Source organism: Rhizobium skierniewicense, from assembly GCF_014196515.1.
GTDB lineage: Bacteria > Pseudomonadota > Alphaproteobacteria > Rhizobiales > Rhizobiaceae > Agrobacterium > Agrobacterium skierniewicense.
The window spans coordinates 52,828-68,714 of sequence record NZ_JACIDV010000016.1; the positions used below are offsets into that span (position 1 = coordinate 52,828).

Annotated in this window: 19 protein-coding genes; 1 reads left to right on the top strand and 18 read right to left on the bottom strand. The window is 55.7% G+C overall.

Annotated elements, in window-relative coordinates:
* Window positions 1-122 precede the first annotated feature (122 nt).
* The 15 genes from rpsQ to rpsL form a co-directional block, all read right to left on the bottom strand.
* Window positions 123-359 carry a 30S ribosomal protein S17 gene (gene rpsQ, locus GGQ73_RS20500; protein ID WP_045230771.1) on the bottom strand — a complete coding sequence of 79 codons (237 nt, stop codon included), beginning with the start codon at window positions 357-359 and terminating at the stop codon, window positions 123-125.
* A 12-nt stretch (window positions 360-371) separates the two neighbouring features.
* Window positions 372-572, bottom strand: a complete 201-nt coding sequence (rpmC, locus tag GGQ73_RS20505) for a 50S ribosomal protein L29 (RefSeq protein ID WP_062451324.1) — start codon at window positions 570-572, stop codon at window positions 372-374.
* Window positions 573-584: 12 nt separating this feature from the next.
* Window positions 585-998 carry a 50S ribosomal protein L16 gene (gene rplP, locus GGQ73_RS20510; protein ID WP_042618528.1) on the bottom strand — a complete coding sequence of 138 codons (414 nt, stop codon included), beginning with the start codon at window positions 996-998 and terminating at the stop codon, window positions 585-587.
* A 38-nt stretch (window positions 999-1,036) separates the two neighbouring features.
* A complete protein-coding gene (rpsC, locus tag GGQ73_RS20515) occupies window positions 1,037-1,771 on the bottom strand; it encodes a 30S ribosomal protein S3 (RefSeq protein ID WP_045230772.1) in 735 nt (244 codons plus the stop codon).
* Window positions 1,771-2,160 (bottom strand): 50S ribosomal protein L22, encoded by a 390-nt coding sequence (gene rplV / locus GGQ73_RS20520; RefSeq protein ID WP_067643706.1) that lies wholly within the window; start codon window positions 2,158-2,160, stop codon window positions 1,771-1,773. The genes rpsC and rplV overlap by 1 nt, the downstream gene beginning before the upstream one ends.
* A gap of 2 nt (window positions 2,161-2,162) precedes the next feature.
* Entirely contained in the window at window positions 2,163-2,441 is a 279-nt protein-coding gene (gene rpsS, locus GGQ73_RS20525; RefSeq protein WP_067643709.1) for a 30S ribosomal protein S19, read from the bottom strand.
* Window positions 2,442-2,456: 15 nt separating this feature from the next.
* Complete coding sequence (rplB, locus tag GGQ73_RS20530; RefSeq protein WP_174152665.1) at window positions 2,457-3,293, bottom strand: 50S ribosomal protein L2; 837 nt, start codon at window positions 3,291-3,293, stop codon at window positions 2,457-2,459.
* 45 nt (window positions 3,294-3,338) lie between these two features.
* The gene (locus GGQ73_RS20535) at window positions 3,339-3,632 is read right to left on the bottom strand and encodes a 50S ribosomal protein L23 (RefSeq protein WP_042618531.1); all 294 of its coding nucleotides are present in this window, start codon (window positions 3,630-3,632) and stop codon (window positions 3,339-3,341) included.
* The gene (gene rplD / locus GGQ73_RS20540; protein WP_077123217.1) at window positions 3,629-4,249 is read right to left on the bottom strand and encodes a 50S ribosomal protein L4; all 621 of its coding nucleotides are present in this window, start codon (window positions 4,247-4,249) and stop codon (window positions 3,629-3,631) included. The genes GGQ73_RS20535 and rplD overlap by 4 nt, the downstream gene beginning before the upstream one ends.
* Window positions 4,250-4,261: 12 nt before the next feature.
* Entirely contained in the window at window positions 4,262-4,903 is a 642-nt protein-coding gene (gene rplC, locus GGQ73_RS20545) for a 50S ribosomal protein L3 (RefSeq protein WP_042618533.1), read from the bottom strand.
* Between the two features lie 170 nt (window positions 4,904-5,073).
* Entirely contained in the window at window positions 5,074-5,382 is a 309-nt protein-coding gene (gene rpsJ, locus GGQ73_RS20550; protein ID WP_003507767.1) for a 30S ribosomal protein S10, read from the bottom strand.
* Between the two features lie 359 nt (window positions 5,383-5,741).
* Window positions 5,742-6,917 (bottom strand): elongation factor Tu, encoded by a 1,176-nt coding sequence (gene tuf, locus GGQ73_RS20555; RefSeq protein WP_174152652.1) that lies wholly within the window; start codon window positions 6,915-6,917, stop codon window positions 5,742-5,744.
* A 66-nt stretch (window positions 6,918-6,983) separates the two neighbouring features.
* Window positions 6,984-9,083, bottom strand: a complete 2,100-nt coding sequence (gene fusA / locus GGQ73_RS20560; RefSeq protein ID WP_174152664.1) for an elongation factor G — start codon at window positions 9,081-9,083, stop codon at window positions 6,984-6,986.
* A 27-nt stretch (window positions 9,084-9,110) separates the two neighbouring features.
* The gene (rpsG, locus tag GGQ73_RS20565; RefSeq protein ID WP_045232852.1) at window positions 9,111-9,581 is read right to left on the bottom strand and encodes a 30S ribosomal protein S7; all 471 of its coding nucleotides are present in this window, start codon (window positions 9,579-9,581) and stop codon (window positions 9,111-9,113) included.
* A gap of 78 nt (window positions 9,582-9,659) precedes the next feature.
* Window positions 9,660-10,031: a 30S ribosomal protein S12 gene (rpsL, locus tag GGQ73_RS20570; RefSeq protein ID WP_042618537.1), complete on the bottom strand. Its 372-nt coding sequence runs from the start codon at window positions 10,029-10,031 to the stop codon at window positions 9,660-9,662.
* 497 nt (window positions 10,032-10,528) lie between these two features.
* Here rpsL and GGQ73_RS20575 point away from each other — a divergent pair, with 497 nt between their 5' ends.
* On the top strand, window positions 10,529-10,822 hold the full coding sequence (locus GGQ73_RS20575) for a transcriptional regulator (protein ID WP_183897654.1): 294 nt from the start codon (window positions 10,529-10,531) through the stop codon (window positions 10,820-10,822).
* A gap of 192 nt (window positions 10,823-11,014) precedes the next feature.
* On the opposite strand, the gene GGQ73_RS23275 is transcribed toward GGQ73_RS20575, so the two are convergent.
* The 3 genes from GGQ73_RS23275 to rpoC all read right to left on the bottom strand — a co-directional run bounded on the left by GGQ73_RS23275 (window position 11,015) and on the right by rpoC (window position 15,831).
* A complete protein-coding gene (locus GGQ73_RS23275; protein WP_327786369.1) occupies window positions 11,015-11,185 on the bottom strand; it encodes a type II toxin-antitoxin system PemK/MazF family toxin in 171 nt (56 codons plus the stop codon).
* Window positions 11,182-11,370 (bottom strand): antitoxin MazE family protein, encoded by a 189-nt coding sequence (locus GGQ73_RS20585; RefSeq protein WP_183897655.1) that lies wholly within the window; start codon window positions 11,368-11,370, stop codon window positions 11,182-11,184. The genes GGQ73_RS23275 and GGQ73_RS20585 overlap by 4 nt, the downstream gene beginning before the upstream one ends.
* 252 nt (window positions 11,371-11,622) lie before the next feature.
* Entirely contained in the window at window positions 11,623-15,831 is a 4,209-nt protein-coding gene (gene rpoC, locus GGQ73_RS20590; RefSeq protein ID WP_183897657.1) for a DNA-directed RNA polymerase subunit beta', read from the bottom strand.
* Between the last annotated feature and the right edge of the window lie 56 nt (window positions 15,832-15,887).

A 15,887-nucleotide genomic window follows, 5' to 3' on the forward strand; every position in this document is an offset into this window, starting at 1 on the left:
TGGTTTCCTAAAGGACCTTCCGTGCGCATCAAAGCAAAAGAACGCCCGTGAACGAGCGTCCTTGCGCTGCTTCATACAGACTTCCGCGCATATAGCAAGACCTGCGCGAAAATCAGTTGAAATTATGCCTGGGCGGAAACGACCGTCCAGCGCTTATCCTTGGAGATCGGTGCGCATTCCTCGATGGAAACGACATCGCCGATCTTGAATTGGTTGTTCTCGTCGTGCGCCTTGTATTTTTTCGAACGACGAACGGTCTTCTGAAGCAGCGGGTGAGCGAATCGACGCTCAACACGAACTACAACGGTCTTCTCGTTCTTGTCGGACACAACGACGCCCTGCAGAATGCGTTTAGGCATATTATTCTTCCTTTAGGCCTTGGCTTCTGCCGCCTTCTGGCGGGCAATGGTTTTCACGCGGGCGATGTCCTTGCGGACTTCGTCGATGCGCGAGGACTTTTCCAGCTGGCCGGTTGCCTTCTGAAAGCGCAGATTGAACTGCTCTTTCTTCAGGTCGACAAGCTTGTCCTTGAGCTGATCGGCGCTGAGGCCGCGAACGTCTTCGGCTTTCATGGTGCCTGCTCCTTACTCTGCGATGCGCTGAACGAAGCGCGTCTTAACCGAGAGCTTGGCAGCGCCGAGACGAAGCGCCTCGCGGGCGATCTCCTCGGAAACACCGTCGATCTCGAACATCATACGACCGGGCTTGACCTTGCATGCCCAGTATTCAACAGAACCCTTGCCCTTACCCATACGAACTTCGGTCGGCTTTGCCGTGACCGGAGTGTCTGGGAATACGCGGATCCACACACGACCAGCGCGCTTCATGTAACGCGTGATCGCGCGGCGGGCCGCCTCGATCTCGCGCGCGTTAACGCGGTTCGGTTCCTGCGACTTCAAGCCGAATTCACCGAATGCCAGGTCAAAGCCGCCCTTGGCCACACCTTTGATGCGACCCTTAAACTGCTTACGGTACTTAGTACGCTTTGGCTGCAACATTTTCTAACTTCTCCGAGCTTATCTTTCGCCAGCGTCAATCAAGCGTTTTCGCGGCGACGGTCGCCACGATCACCGCGCTGCTCACGGCTTGCAGGGCCCTGTGCATCGCCTTCTAGACCACGACGTTCAGAAGCCATCGGATCGTGCTCAAGGATTTCGCCCTTGAAGATCCAGACCTTGATGCCGCAAATACCGAACGCCGTTGTAGCTTCAGCCACACCGTAGTCGATGTCTGCACGCAGAGTGTGCAATGGAACGCGACCTTCGCGGTACCATTCGGTACGAGCGATTTCAGCGCCGCCAAGACGACCACCGCAAGTGATCTTGATGCCTTCGGCGCCAAGACGCAGTGCGGACTGAACAGCACGCTTCATGGCACGGCGGAAAGCCACACGACGTTCGAGCTGCTGAGCGATCGACTGTGCAACGAGTGTTGCGTCGATTTCCGGCTTGCGCACTTCAACAATGTTGAGGTGCGTTTCAGACGCGGTCATCTCGGAAATCTTCTTGCGAAGCTTCTCGATGTCTGCACCCTTCTTGCCGATGATCAGACCCGGGCGAGCCGAGTGAATGGTCACGCGGCACTTCTTGTGCGGACGTTCGATGACGACCTTGGCGATGCCAGCCTGCTTCAATTCCTTGGTCAGGTAAGCACGGATCTTGAGGTCTTCGTGCAGCAGCTTGCCGTATTCGGCAGTGTCTGCATACCAGCGGCTATCCCAAGTGCGGTTGATACCGAGGCGGAAGCCGATTGGATTGATTTTCTGACCCATTATGCGGCCTCCCCTTTTTCTTCCACTTCACGAACAACGATCGTCAGGTGAGAGAACGGCTTTTCGATGCGCGACGCACGACCACGGCCACGAGCGTGGAAACGCTTCATGGTGATGGACTTGCCAACATAGGCCTCGGCTACGACAAGAGCGTCGACGTCGAGGTCATGGTTGTTTTCCGCGTTGGCGATTGCCGATTCCAGCGTCTTCTTGACGGTGGCGGCGATGCGCTTGCGAGAAAACTCGAGCTCGGCGAGAGCGCGATCGACCTTTTTACCACGGATAAGAGCGGCAACTAGGTTAAGTTTCTGGGGGCTGACGCGAAGCGTACGGGCAATGGCCTGAGCCTCATTGTCCTTCAGCCGGCGTTCGGTCTTAGCCTTCGCCATGTTTACTTCCTCTTTGCCTTCTTGTCCGCACCATGACCGTAATAGGTCCGGGTCGGAGAGAATTCACCGAACTTGTGACCGACCATGTCTTCGTTGACAGAGACGGGTACATGCTTGCTGCCGTTGTAGACGCCGAATGTCAGACCAACGAACTGAGGCAGGATCGTGGAGCGACGGCTCCAGATCTTGATCACTTCACTGCGTCCGCCTTCGCGTACCTTCTCAGCCTTAGTGAGAAGATAACCGTCAACAAACGGACCTTTCCATACTGAACGAGCCATTTGAGAGTTCCTCTCTTACTTCTTGCGCTGATGGCGCGAACGCATGATGAACTTGTCGGTCGACTTGTTGGAGCGAGTCCGCTTGCCCTTTGTGGGTTTACCCCACGGAGTCACCGGATGGCGACCACCAGACGTACGACCTTCACCACCACCATGAGGGTGATCGACAGGGTTCATCACGACACCGCGAACGTGAGGCTTCTTGCCGCGCCAGCGTGAACGACCGGCTTTGCCGTCGTTTGTGTTGCCATGATCGGCATTCGAGACAGCACCGATCGATGCAAGGCAAGAGCCATGCACCAGACGCTGCTCACCGGAGTTCAAGCGAAGGATCGCCATCCCTGCATCGCGACCAACGAGCTGAACATACGTGCCGGCGGAGCGGGCAATCTGACCACCCTTGCCTGGCTTCATCTCGACGTTGTGGATGATCGAACCGACTGGAATGTACTGAAGAGGCATTGTGTTGCCTGGCTTCACGTCCACTGCCTTTTCGGATGCGATCACCTTGTCACCGGCAGCGATACGCTGTGGCGCGAGAATGTAAGCCTGTTGGCCGTCCGTGTATGTCACGAGCGCGATGAATGCGGTGCGGTTAGGGTCATATTCCAGACGCTCGACCGTACCTTCAACGTCGAATTTACGACGCTTGAAGTCTACGAGACGGTAGGTCCGCTTGTGACCGCCGCCCTGAAAACGAACGGTGATCCGGCCCTGGTTGTTACGGCCACCCTTCGAGCTGAGGCCCTCTGTGAGAGCCTTTACCGGCTTGCCCTTGTAGAGCGAAGACCGGTCCACGATAACCAGCTGACGCTGGCTTGGCGTGGTCGGATTGAAACTTTTCAATGCCATTGTATTTGTTCCCTTTTGGGTCTTTGCCCGCTTGGGCCTAACCTTTTAGAGTCCGGTGGACACGTCTATGGATTGACCTTCGGCCAGCGTAATGATGGCTTTTTTGACATCCTTACGCTTACCAGCGAATCCACGGAAACGACGAGTCTTACCCTTGCGGATAAGCGTGTTCACTGCCGTGACCTTGACGCCGAAGAGTGCTTCGACTGCAGCCTTGATTTCAGGCTTCGAAGCGTCTTTGGCGACGTTGAATACGACCTGGTTCTGTTCAGAGACCAGCGTCGACTTTTCCGTGATCGAAGGAGATACGATCACATCGTAGTGGCGAAGATCCGTCATTTGAACCGCTCCTCAAGGGCTTCAACCGCAGCCTTGGACAGCACGAGCTTGCCGCGGCGCAGGATGTCGTAAACATTGATGCCCTGGATCGGCAGAACGTCCACATTCGGAATGTTCTGGGCTGCGAGCTTGAAGTTTCCATCAAGTTCAGCGCCACCGATAACGAGAGCGTTGGTCAGGCCAAGCGTTGCGAAGTGGCCAAGCAGACCCTTTGTCTTTGCATCGGTCGCAACGAGCTGATCAACAATGATCAGTTCTTCGGACTTCAGCTTTGCAGACAAAGCATGACGCAATGCAAGCGCGCGGACCTTCTTGGGAAGATCGTGAGCGTGGCTGCGAACGACTGGGCCGTGGGCTTTGCCGCCGCCGCGAAACTGCGGTGCGCGAGCCGAATGGTGACGAGCGCGGCCCGTACCCTTCTGCTTGTACATCTTTGCACCCGTGCGGGAAACTTCCGAACGGTTCTTGCTCTTGTGCGTTCCCTGCTGCTTCTTGGCGAGCTGGTAACGAACCATGCGGGCCAGGATGTCCTGGCGTGGGTCGAGGCCGAAAATTTCGTCCGACAGGGATACCGTGCCGGCGTCTTTTCCCTCGAGGGTTTTGACGTTCAATTCCATGATGAGGCTCCCTTACTTCGCTGCCGACTTAACGGCGTCGCGGACGATGATCCAGGAACCCTTGGAACCGGGAACGGCGCCCTTCACGAGGATCAAACCGCGACCCTCATCAGTCGAAACCACTTCCAGATTCTGGGTGGTGACGCGTGTGCTGCCCATGTGACCAGCCATGCGCTTGCCCTTCCAGACCTTGCCGGGATCCTGGTTAGAACCCGTCGAACCGTGAGCACGGTGCGATACGGAGTTACCGTGCGATGCGCGGCCACCACCGAAGTTGTGACGCTTCATCGAACCGGCAAAACCCTTACCGATCGTCGTGCCGGTAACGTCTACCAGCTGGCCTGTCTGAAAATGATCTGCGGTCAGTGTTGCACCGACGTCGATGAGGTTTTCGGGGGAAACCCGGAACTCAACGAGCTTTGCTTTCGGCTCGACGCTGGCAGCGGCAAAATGACCGCGGAGTGCCTTTGTCGTATTCTTGACCTTGGACTGGCCCGCACCGAGCTGAACTGCAGTGTAGCCATTCTTGTCTTCTGTGCGCTGGGAAACAACTTGTACGTTGTCCAAACGCAGTACCGTTACTGGGATATGCTCACCGGCGTCATTATAGACCCGAGTCATACCCACTTTCTGTGCAATCACACCTGAACGCATTGGTTCAATCCTCTTGCGAGCCTTGAAGGGAGAACCCTCTGTGGCCTTTGTTAAGGAGTTCCCTTCGACGTCTCACGACGTTTCCGGTCTCCGGATTGGAAGTCGTTGGATCGCTCCACGTACCTTCCTTGTTATATCGGCCCTTGCTTTCACAAGGTCGGGCCGAGGTCTTAGAGCTTGATTTCGACGTCAACGCCAGCAGCCAGGTCGAGCTTCATCAAAGCATCAACGGTCTGTGGTGTCGGGTCTACGATATCGAGAAGGCGCTTGTGCGTCCGCATTTCGAACTGCTCACGGCTCTTCTTGTCAACGTGAGGAGAACGGTTGACTGTAAATTTTTCGATGCGGGTTGGCAGTGGAACCGGGCCGCGAACGCTGGCGCCGGTGCGCTTGGCGGTCGACACGATTTCACGGGTGGAGGCATCGAGGATCCGGTGATCAAACGCCTTGAGGCGGATACGGATATTCTGGCCGTTCATTCGTCTTGTCCTTGTTCTTTGTCTTTGCATTTCCGCACGCGGAAATACATGAACCTATTGATCGTGGCGCCGCAGATTTTCAAAAATCAAGAGGAATGCGAAGCAGCATCCCAATCATTTCGGTAGTCTGTAAGGTTAAAATCACCGGGCCTCGCGACTGATCACGAATCCAGACTGGTGAGTGTGAGTGCGCGTTTACGCCCTTTCACCGAATTTTTCAAGCCTTAAAAATGCAACGCAACGATGCTTTTCACAAAACGTTCGATGGCGGTGTTTTCCACACCGCCATCGAACATAATCACACAGCAGGCAAGACGCCCGCTCTTTCCGCGACGGTGCCAGAGCACCGCCAGCGTTTATTACTCGACGATCGAAGCGACGATGCCGGCGCCGACGGTACGGCCGCCTTCGCGGATCGCGAAGCGCAGCTTTTCTTCCATCGCGATTGGAACGATCAGTTCGACTTCAACAGTGACGTTGTCGCCTGGCATAACCATTTCCGTGCCTTCTGGAAGCGAAACGATACCGGTCACATCCGTCGTGCGGAAGTAGAACTGTGGACGGTAGTTCGTGAAGAACGGTGTATGACGACCGCCCTCTTCCTTCGTCAGAATGTAGGCTTCCGCAATGAACTTCTTGTGCGGCTTGACAGAACCTGGCTTGCACAGGATCTGACCACGCTCAACGCCATCGCGCTGCACGCCACGGATCAGCGCGCCAACATTGTCGCCAGCCTGACCCTGATCGAGCAGCTTGCGGAACATTTCAACGCCGGTCACAGTCGTCTTGGTCGTGGCGCGAATGCCGACGATTTCAACTTCTTCACCAACCTTGACGATACCGCGCTCAACGCGACCCGTGACAACCGTACCACGGCCGGAGATCGAGAACACGTCTTCGATCGGCAGCAGGAATGGCAGGTTGATCGGACGCTCTGGCGTTGGAATGTAGGCGTCGACCTGAGCCATCAGCTCGCGGATCGCGTCTTCGCCGATCTTCTTGTCCGAATCTTCGAGAGCGGCAAGAGCCGAACCCTTGACGATTGGAATATCGTCGCCTGGGAAATCGTAGGACGACAGAAGTTCGCGAACTTCCAGTTCTACCAGTTCCAGAAGCTCTTCGTCGTCAACCTGGTCAACCTTGTTGAGGAACACAACGATCGCAGGAACGCCAACCTGACGGGCCAGCAGAATGTGCTCGCGGGTCTGTGGCATCGGGCCGTCGGCAGCCGAGCAAACCAGGATCGCGCCGTCCATCTGGGCAGCACCGGTGATCATGTTCTTCACATAGTCGGCGTGGCCGGGGCAATCGACGTGCGCGTAGTGACGGTTCGGCGTCTCATATTCAACGTGGGCCGTCGAAATCGTGATACCGCGGGCCTTTTCTTCCGGTGCAGCGTCGATCTGGTCGTATGCCTTGAACTCGCCGAAATACTTCGTGATCGCAGCAGTCAACGACGTCTTGCCGTGGTCAACGTGACCAATCGTGCCAATGTTGACGTGCGGCTTGTTGCGCTCAAACTTGCTCTTTGCCATTCGTGGCTCTCCATTCCTGTCCCGTAAAGGGAATAAACTCTAAATTTCGTTTGGGGCGTACCCCGATCACTTCTGACCGGAGTACTTTGCCTGGATTTCCGTAGCAACGTTGCTTGGAACCGGCGAATAGTGATCGAAGGTCATCGAATACTGCGCGCGGCCCTGGGACATGGAGCGCAGGTTGTCGACGTATTTGAACATGTTGGCCAGTGGCACATGCGCGTTGATAACAACGGCAATACCGCGGCTCTCCTGACCCTGGATCTGACCGCGACGCGAGTTCAGATCGCCGATAACGTCACCGACGTAATCTTCAGGCGTAACAACCTCAACCTTCATCATCGGCTCGAGAAGCTGTGCACCAGCCTTCTTCGCTGCTTCACGGAAGCAGGCACGCGACGCGATTTCGAACGCCAGAACCGAGGAGTCAACGTCGTGGTATGCGCCGTCGATCAAGGTTGCCTTGACACCCAACATTGGGAAGCCAGCGAGCGGACCGGAAGACAGGACGCTTTCGATACCCTTCTGAACGCCCGGGATGTATTCCTTCGGAACAGCACCACCAACGATCTTGGACTCGAACTTGAAATCTTCGCCGTCCGGGTTTGGTTCGAAAACGATCTTCACACGAGCGAACTGACCGGTACCACCGGACTGCTTCTTGTGTGTGTAATCTTCTTCGTGCTGACGCGTGATCGTTTCACGGTAAGCAACCTGCGGAGCACCAACGGTAGCTTCGACCTTGAACTCGCGACGCATACGGTCAACGAGAATATCGAGGTGAAGTTCGCCCATGCCGGCAATGATCGTCTGACCGGATTCTTCATCCGTCTTGACGCGGAACGATGGATCTTCAGCAGCCAGGCGGTTAAGCGCGAGGCCCATCTTTTCCTGGTCGCCCTTGGTCTTCGGTTCGATCGCGATCTGGATAACCGGCTCAGGGAATTCCATGCGCTCAAGGATAACTGGCTTCAGGGGATCGCAAAGCGTGTCGCCTGTCGTCGTTTCCTTGAGGCCAGCCAGAGCAACGATGTCGCCAGCAAAGGCTTCTTCGATGTCTTCGCGCGAGTTGGAGTGCATCTGAAGCATACGGCCGACGCGCTCGCGCTTGTCCTTGACCGTGTTGATGACAGAAGTACCCTTTTCGAGCTTGCCCGAATAGATGCGTGCGAAGGTGAGCGAACCAACGAAGGGGTCGTTCATGATCTTGAATGCGAGCATGGAAAGCGGCTCGCTGTCATCAGGATGACGTTCGATTTCGGCTTCTGTCTTGAAGTCGATGCCCTTGATCGCAGGAATGTCGAGCGGCGAAGGCAGGTAATCGCAAACGGCGTCGAGAAGGGGCTGAACGCCCTTGTTCTTGAACGCGGTACCGCAGAACATCGGATGGAACTTCACGTCGATGGTGCCGCGGCGAACAAGAGCACGGATCTTGTCATTGTCGGGCATTTCGCCGTTCAGGTAGGCTTCCATTGCTTCTTCATCGATATCGACGACCTGTTCGATCATCTTCTCGCGATATTCAGCTGCCTTTTCCTTCATGTCGTCAGGGATTTCGACAACATCCCACTGAGCGCCAAGCGACTCGTCGCGCCAGATCAGAGCGTTCATTTCGATCAGATCGATCACGCCCTTGAATTCTGTTTCCGCACCGATTGGAAGCTGCATGACAACAGCGATAGCACCGAGACGAGTCTTGATCATTTCTACCGAGCGGTAGAAGTCAGCACCGGTCTTGTCCATCTTGTTGCAGAAGATCATCCGCGGAACGTTGTACTTTTCAGCCTGACGCCAGACGGTTTCCGTCTGCGGCTCTACACCGGCGTTGGCATCGAGAAGCGCGATCGCACCATCGAGAACGCGCAGCGAACGTTCAACTTCAATCGTGAAGTCAACGTGGCCGGGGGTGTCAATAATGTTGAAACGGCGCATCTTGCCATCGCGACCCTTCCAGAAGGTCGTGGTGGCAGCAGAGGTAATGGTGATACCACGCTCCTGCTCCTGTTCCATCCAGTCCATCGTGGCTGCGCCATCATGAACTTCGCCGATCTTGTGCGACTTGCCGGTGTAATAAAGAATACGCTCGGTGGTCGTCGTCTTACCGGCGTCGATATGCGCCATGATACCGAAATTGCGGTAGTCTTCGATTTTATATTCGCGAGCCATAACGGACTGCCTTTCGGATCGTTTAGATTACCAGCGGTAATGCGAGAATGCGCGGTTGGCGTCTGCCATCTTGTGCGTGTCTTCGCGCTTCTTGACCGCAGAGCCACGATTGTTTGCTGCATCCATGAGTTCGCCAGACAGGCGATCAACCATGGTTGTTTCATTGCGCTTGCGCGCAGCAGCGATCAGCCAGCGGATCGCGAGAGCCTGCCGGCGCTCTGGACGAACATCGACCGGAACCTGGTAGGTTGCACCACCGACGCGGCGCGAGCGCACTTCAACGTGCGGAGCGACATTGTCGAGGGCCGAATGGAAGATGCCGAGCGGCTCTGCCTTGGACTTGCCCTGAACGACGTCGAACGCGCCGTAAACGATGCTTTCTGCGACCGACTTCTTGCCGTGAAGCATGATGGCGTTCATGAACTTGGTAACGATCAGATCGCCGAACTTCGGGTCCGGATTGATCTCACGCTTTTCTGCACTATGGCGACGGGACATATTCTTGTCTCTCAATTGTTAGGGACGCTTTACCACGCGGAGAACCTCGCGCAGCGCCTGAATTTGTTCGAACCCGAATTACTTCGGACGCTTCGCACCATACTTGGAGCGGCGCTGCTTGCGGTTCTTGACGCCCTGCGTATCGAGAACACCACGGATGACGTGGTAACGAACGCCTGGCAAGTCCTTTACGCGGCCGCCACGGATCATGACAACGGAGTGTTCCTGAAGGTTATGGCCTTCACCTGGAATGTAACCGATGACTTCAAAACCGTTGGTGAGGCGGATCTTGGCAACCTTACGAAGAGCCGAGTTAGGCTTCTTAGGGGTCGTTGTGTAAACGCGTGTGCAAACGCCGCGCTTCTGTGGGTTTTCCTGCAGTGCAGGAACCTTATTGCGCTTTACCTGTGCCTGACGTGGCTTGCGGATCAGCTGGTTTACGGTAGGCATATAACCATCCCTTGCAAAAACTACTTTAGCCACCCTCACGGATGGCGGTTATACCGTTTCCGGCAACGACGCACGCATGGCTTCATGCATAAATCGTGGCCCTATCCGTTTTTGACGGATGGACCACCAAGAGCAGAGGACGTAAATCCTACGTCTTGCATGCAACAATCGTGTCTCGTACGTGTTTTTGGACCCTTGTTTGAGGCAATCTCTGGAACGAGTCGTTCCAGAAAGCCAAACCTCACATTGGTTCCGATGGCGGGCGTACTACTGTTTTACCCCGCTTTCGTCAAGGGCGATTCAACATTTAGTCCCCGCGCACGCGCCCTGGACGCCTTTGGCATACAGGATTTCGAAAGCCTATAACATAATGTCCCTCCCCGTGCACGCTTTTCCCAATCTCACCTTTGGCTTTTGCGAAAAGCGGTCTATTGATTCCCTCAAGGCGAGGGCTCGTGCCACCGCCAGACGATTATAACCAGAAAAGGAATCGCGTCATGATTACAGAACCAGACAACGACAACGGACGCGACGACGCCATGGTCTTCATCGTCATCGGCAAGGCCTATGAGCGTGAAGGCGACGACGGCATCGATATCCACGTCATCCTCAAGGCGCCTGATGACGACAGCGCCGTGCGTGAAGCCCTGAACGCGCTCTCCGAAGAAGGCTTCCTCGAAGCTGACCTCGACCAGATCGGCATGCTGACCGACATTCCCGACGAGGAACCCCATGCGTCGGCCTATCAGGGCGCGCTTGAGGGGGAAGTGGCGATTATCCGGTTTGCTTGAGGAAATGTTGGGCGCGCTGGATTGCCAGTGCGCTCAAGCAACGCCGACGAAGACTGCCAGTGATCTCGTGACCGAAAGCATCATGTCGTCGCCAACGTGACCGAATACTGGCCGTGACTTATTTCGCAGCATAGTCATGGACATGTCGATCATCACCTGAGATGGCTTGGTCAATCCGTTTCAAGATGAAGGCTAACCTGTGACTGTAACGCGTATGAACGTTGCGTCAACCAGTGTGCCAGAAAGCAACAACACTGTAACCGTTGCTGTATCTGAAAAGTAATCAGCTTGAATGATCAAGGCAGGGCGTGGCTTGCCAAAACCACTTGAAACAGACATCGTTACGATATCCCCTCGCCTCACTCAGAAACGTCATCATCCAGATCAGCCATCGCGTCGTTCGCAAAGACCAGTTTTGCCTGACGGCGGCACTCTTCAGTAAAGCCAGCGCAGCGCGTGTCTGGAACCCAATTCTGCGATGGGCGAAGGCCAGACGCGCGAAGAGCGTCATGACGCTTCTGTACACGATGGTTGAAAGGCGTCGGCATGATAGCCCCCGGTTTTCGTCACATGTAACAATACAGCCAGATTTAATTTTCTAAATTTCTCAGTGAGATCTTCACCTTCCATCAATCTCGGCATGAACGCCGCATTCTCGCAAGCCGGATTTATCCTCCCTCCTGCTGACTACCCCACCTGACCCATTGAACCGGCACGAAACAAAAAAACGCCCGGATCACTCCGGGCGTTTCCATTTAGACCAGACTGAGCCTCTTTCGAGGCCCCTGCCCCAACAACCATTATTCGGCAGCAGGAGCCTTGTCTGTCATGTCCTGCAACATCTGGTTTGCGGAAGACGAGCCTGTGCTCTTCTTGCGCTCTTCGATGATGAGTTCGTCGCGGCCCGTCGCGATGCGGCGGATCTGGGTCATGGTGCCGCCAGTACCGGCCGGGATGAGACGGCCGACGATGACGTTTTCCTTCAGACCCTGCAGCGTGTCCGTCTTGCCGGCGATTGCAGCTTCCGTGAGAACCTTTGTGGTTTCCTGGAACGAAGCAGCCGAGATGAACGATGGCGTCTGCAGCGATGCCTTGGTGATACCCAGAAGAACCGGGTCGCCATAGGATGGCTTCTTGCCTTCGTCAATCAGACGATCGTTGTTGTCTTCCATCTCGATGCGATCGACGCTGTCGCCCACGATGTAATGCGAGTCACCTGCATCGGTGATTTCCACCTTCTGCAGCATCTGACGCACGATCACTTCGATGTGCTTGTCGTTGATGACAACACCCTGCAAGCGGTAAACTTCCTGGATTTCGTTCACGAGGTAGGAAGCCAAAGCCTCTACGCCCTTGATCGCCAGAATGTCGTGCGGTGCCGGGTTACCATCGAGAATGTATTCGCCCTTCTCGATGTAGTCGCCTTCCTGAAGGTGGAACGGCTTGCTCTTCGGGATCAGGTATTCGACTGGTTCGACACCATCTTCCGCAGGCTCGATCTGGACGCGACGCTTGTTCTTGTAGTCGCGGCCGAGACGGATCGTACCATCGATTTCGGCGATGATAGCGTGATCCTTTGGACGACGCGCTTCGAAGAGTTCGGCAACACGCGGCAGACCACCGGTGATGTCCTTGGTTTTGGCGCTTTCCAGCGGAGAACGCGCAAGCACGTCACCCTGGAAGACCTTCATGCCAGGCTCGACCGACAGGATGGCATCGACCGACAGGTGGAAGCGGGCTTCGCTACCACGTGCAAGCTTTGCAACATTGCCGGATGCATCCTTGATGACGATCGCAGGCTTCAGATCCGAACCACGTGGTGTCGAACGCCAGTCGATAACCTGACGCTTGGTGATACCGGTGGATTCGTCGGTCGCTTCCAGAACGGAAAGACCATCGACCAGATCTTCGAAGTGAACGGTCCCTTCCACTTCCGTCATCATTGGACGTGTGTAAGGGTCCCACTCAGCCAGACGCTGACCGCGCTTCACCTTGTCGCCATCGTCAACGAACAGCTTGGAGCCATAGGCCACACGCTGCGAGGAACGCTCGACGCCGCGCTCATCGAGAATGGTGACGGACATGTTACGTCCCATCGCAATGAGAATGTTGTCCGAGTTGCGAAGGCTGTTACGGTTCTTGATCTGGATCGTACCTTCGTACGACGCTTCAAGGAACGACTGGTCGACCACGTTTGCCGTGCCACCAAGGTGGAACGTACGCATGGTCAGCTGCGTGCCCGGTTCGCCGATGGACTGCGCGGCGATTACACCCACCGCTTCACCCATATTGACCGGCGTACCGCGTGCAAGGTCACGACCGTAGCAGACGCCGCAAACACCAACCTGAATTTCGCAGGTCAGAGCTGAGCGGATGCGAACGGACTGGATACCGACCTTCTCGATGATCGCAATATCGGCTTCGTCCATCAGCTTGCCAGCCTTGACGATGTTCTCGCCAGTCACCGGGTTATCGATGTCGTCGAGAGCCGTACGACCAAGAATACGTGCGCCAATCGAGGCAACGACCTGACCGGCATCCACGATGGCAGTCATGGTGAGGCCCTTGTCGGTGCCGCAATCCACGGAGTTCACGATGCAATCCTGCGCCACGTCAACCAGACGGCGTGTCAGGTAGCCCGAGTTCGCCGTCTTCAAGGCAGTGTCTGCGAGACCCTTACGGGCACCGTGGGTCGAGTTGAAGTACTCGTTAACGGTCAGACCTTCCTTAAAGTTGGAGATGATCGGTGTTTCGATGATCTCACCCGATGGCTTGGCCATAAGGCCACGCATACCACCCAGCTGACGCATCTGGTTCGGAGAACCACGCGCACCGGAGTGGGACATCATGTAGATGGCGTTCATCGGCTTCTGACGACCGGTTTCAGCATCGAACTCGACGGCCTTAATACGGGCCATCATGTCTTCCGCGACCTTTTCGGTTGCCTTACCCCAGGCGTCCACGACCTTGTTGTACTTTTCGCCCTGAGTGATCAGACCGTCATTGTACTGCTGTTCGTATTCCTTAACCAGGGTTTCGGTGTCGCCGACGATCTTCACCTTGGTTTCAGGAATGATCATGTCGTCCTTGCCGAACGAAATACCGGCGCGGCAGGCATGGGTGAAGCCGAGTTGCATGATACGGTCGCAGAAGATGACCGTGTCTTTCTGGCCGCAATGACGGTAGACCGTGTCGATCATCTTGGAGATGTTCTTCTTGGTCATTTCCTGGTTGCAGGTCTCGAACGGCACGTTGACGTTCTTCGGCAGAAGTTCGCCAATGAGCATACGGCCAGGCGTTGTTTCATGGATCTTCGACACCGGCTTGCCATCGGCGTCCACTGTCTTGAAGCGCCCACGGATCTTGGCATGCAACGTCACGACCTTGTTTTCCAAAGCGTGATGCAGCTCGCCCAGATCAGAGAAGGCCATGCCTTCGCCAGGCTCGTTCTGGTTCATGATCGACAGGTAGTAGAGACCGAGAACCATGTCCTGCGACGGAACGATGATCGGCTGACCGTTCGCAGGGTGCAGGATGTTGTTTGTGGACATCATCAGCACGCGTGCTTCCAGCTGCGCTTCGAGCGACAGCGGAACGTGAACAGCCATCTGGTCACCGTCGAAGTCGGCGTTGAAGGCCGTGCAGACGAGCGGATGCAGCTGGATGGCCTTGCCTTCGACCAGCATGGGTTCGAAAGCCTGGATGCCCAGACGGTGCAGCGTCGGTGCGCGGTTCAACAGAACCGGATGCTCGCGGATGACCTCGTCGAGGATATCCCACACTTCCGGCTTTTCTTTTTCGACAAGCTTCTTGGCCTGCTTGACGGTGGAGGAGTAACCCTTCGCGTCGAGGCGGGCATAGATGAACGGCTTGAACAGCTCAAGCGCCATCTTCTTGGGAAGACCGCACTGGTGCAGTTTCAGTTCAGGACCCGTCACGATAACGGAACGACCGGAATAGTCGACGCGCTTGCCGAGAAGGTTCTGACGGAAGCGGCCCTGCTTGCCCTTGAGCATGTCGGACAGCGACTTCAGCGGACGCTTGTTGGCACCCGTGATAACGCGACCGCGACGGCCGTTATCGAACAACGCATCGACCGATTCCTGCAACATGCGCTTTTCATTGCGGATGATGATGCCGGGCGCGCGAAGCTCGATCAGGCGCTTCAAACGGTTGTTACGGTTGATGACGCGACGATAGAGATCGTTCAGGTCAGACGTCGCAAAGCGACCGCCATCCAGCGGAACCAACGGACGCAAATCCGGTGGAATGACAGGAACGACCTTCATGATCATCCACTCGGGACGATTGCCAGATTCCATGAAGTTCTCAACGATCTTGAGGCGCTTCATGAACTTCTTCTGCTTGAGATCAGACGTGGTCTCGGCAAGATCCGTGCGGAGGTCGCCGGCGATCTTTTCGAGGTCCATCGAGGCCAGCATTTCATAGATGGCTTCAGCGCCGATCATTGCCGTGAACTGGTCTTCACCAAATTCATCGACGGCAATCATGTATTCTTCTTCGTTCAAAAGCTGGTTCTGCTTCATCGAAGTCAGGCCAGGCTCGGTCACGATGTAGTTTTCGAAATAGAGAACCCGCTCCACATCTTTCAGCGTCATGTCGAGCAATGTCGAGATACGCGAAGGCAGCGACTTCAGAAACCAGATGTGGGCAACGGGTGCAGCGAGCTCGATATGGCCCATGCGCTCGCGACGAACACGCGACAGCGTGACTTCAACGCCGCATTTTTCGCAGATGATGCCCTTGTACTTCATGCGCTTGTACTTGCCGCACAAGCACTCATAGTCCTTAATCGGTCCGAAAATACGCGCGCAGAACAGACCATCGCGTTCAGGCTTGAACGTGCGATAGTTGATGGTTTCTGGCTTCTTGATCTCACCGTAAGACCACGAGAGGATCTTTTCCGGGCTGGCAATCGAAATCCGGATGGAATCGAAGTGCTGCGCCGGTACCGACGGGTTGAAAAGGTTCATGACCTCTTGGTTCATGCCTGTCTCCTTAGGGGTTTGGCCCCTTGCTTGCATCTGGCGCGGTGCTGTGCCGG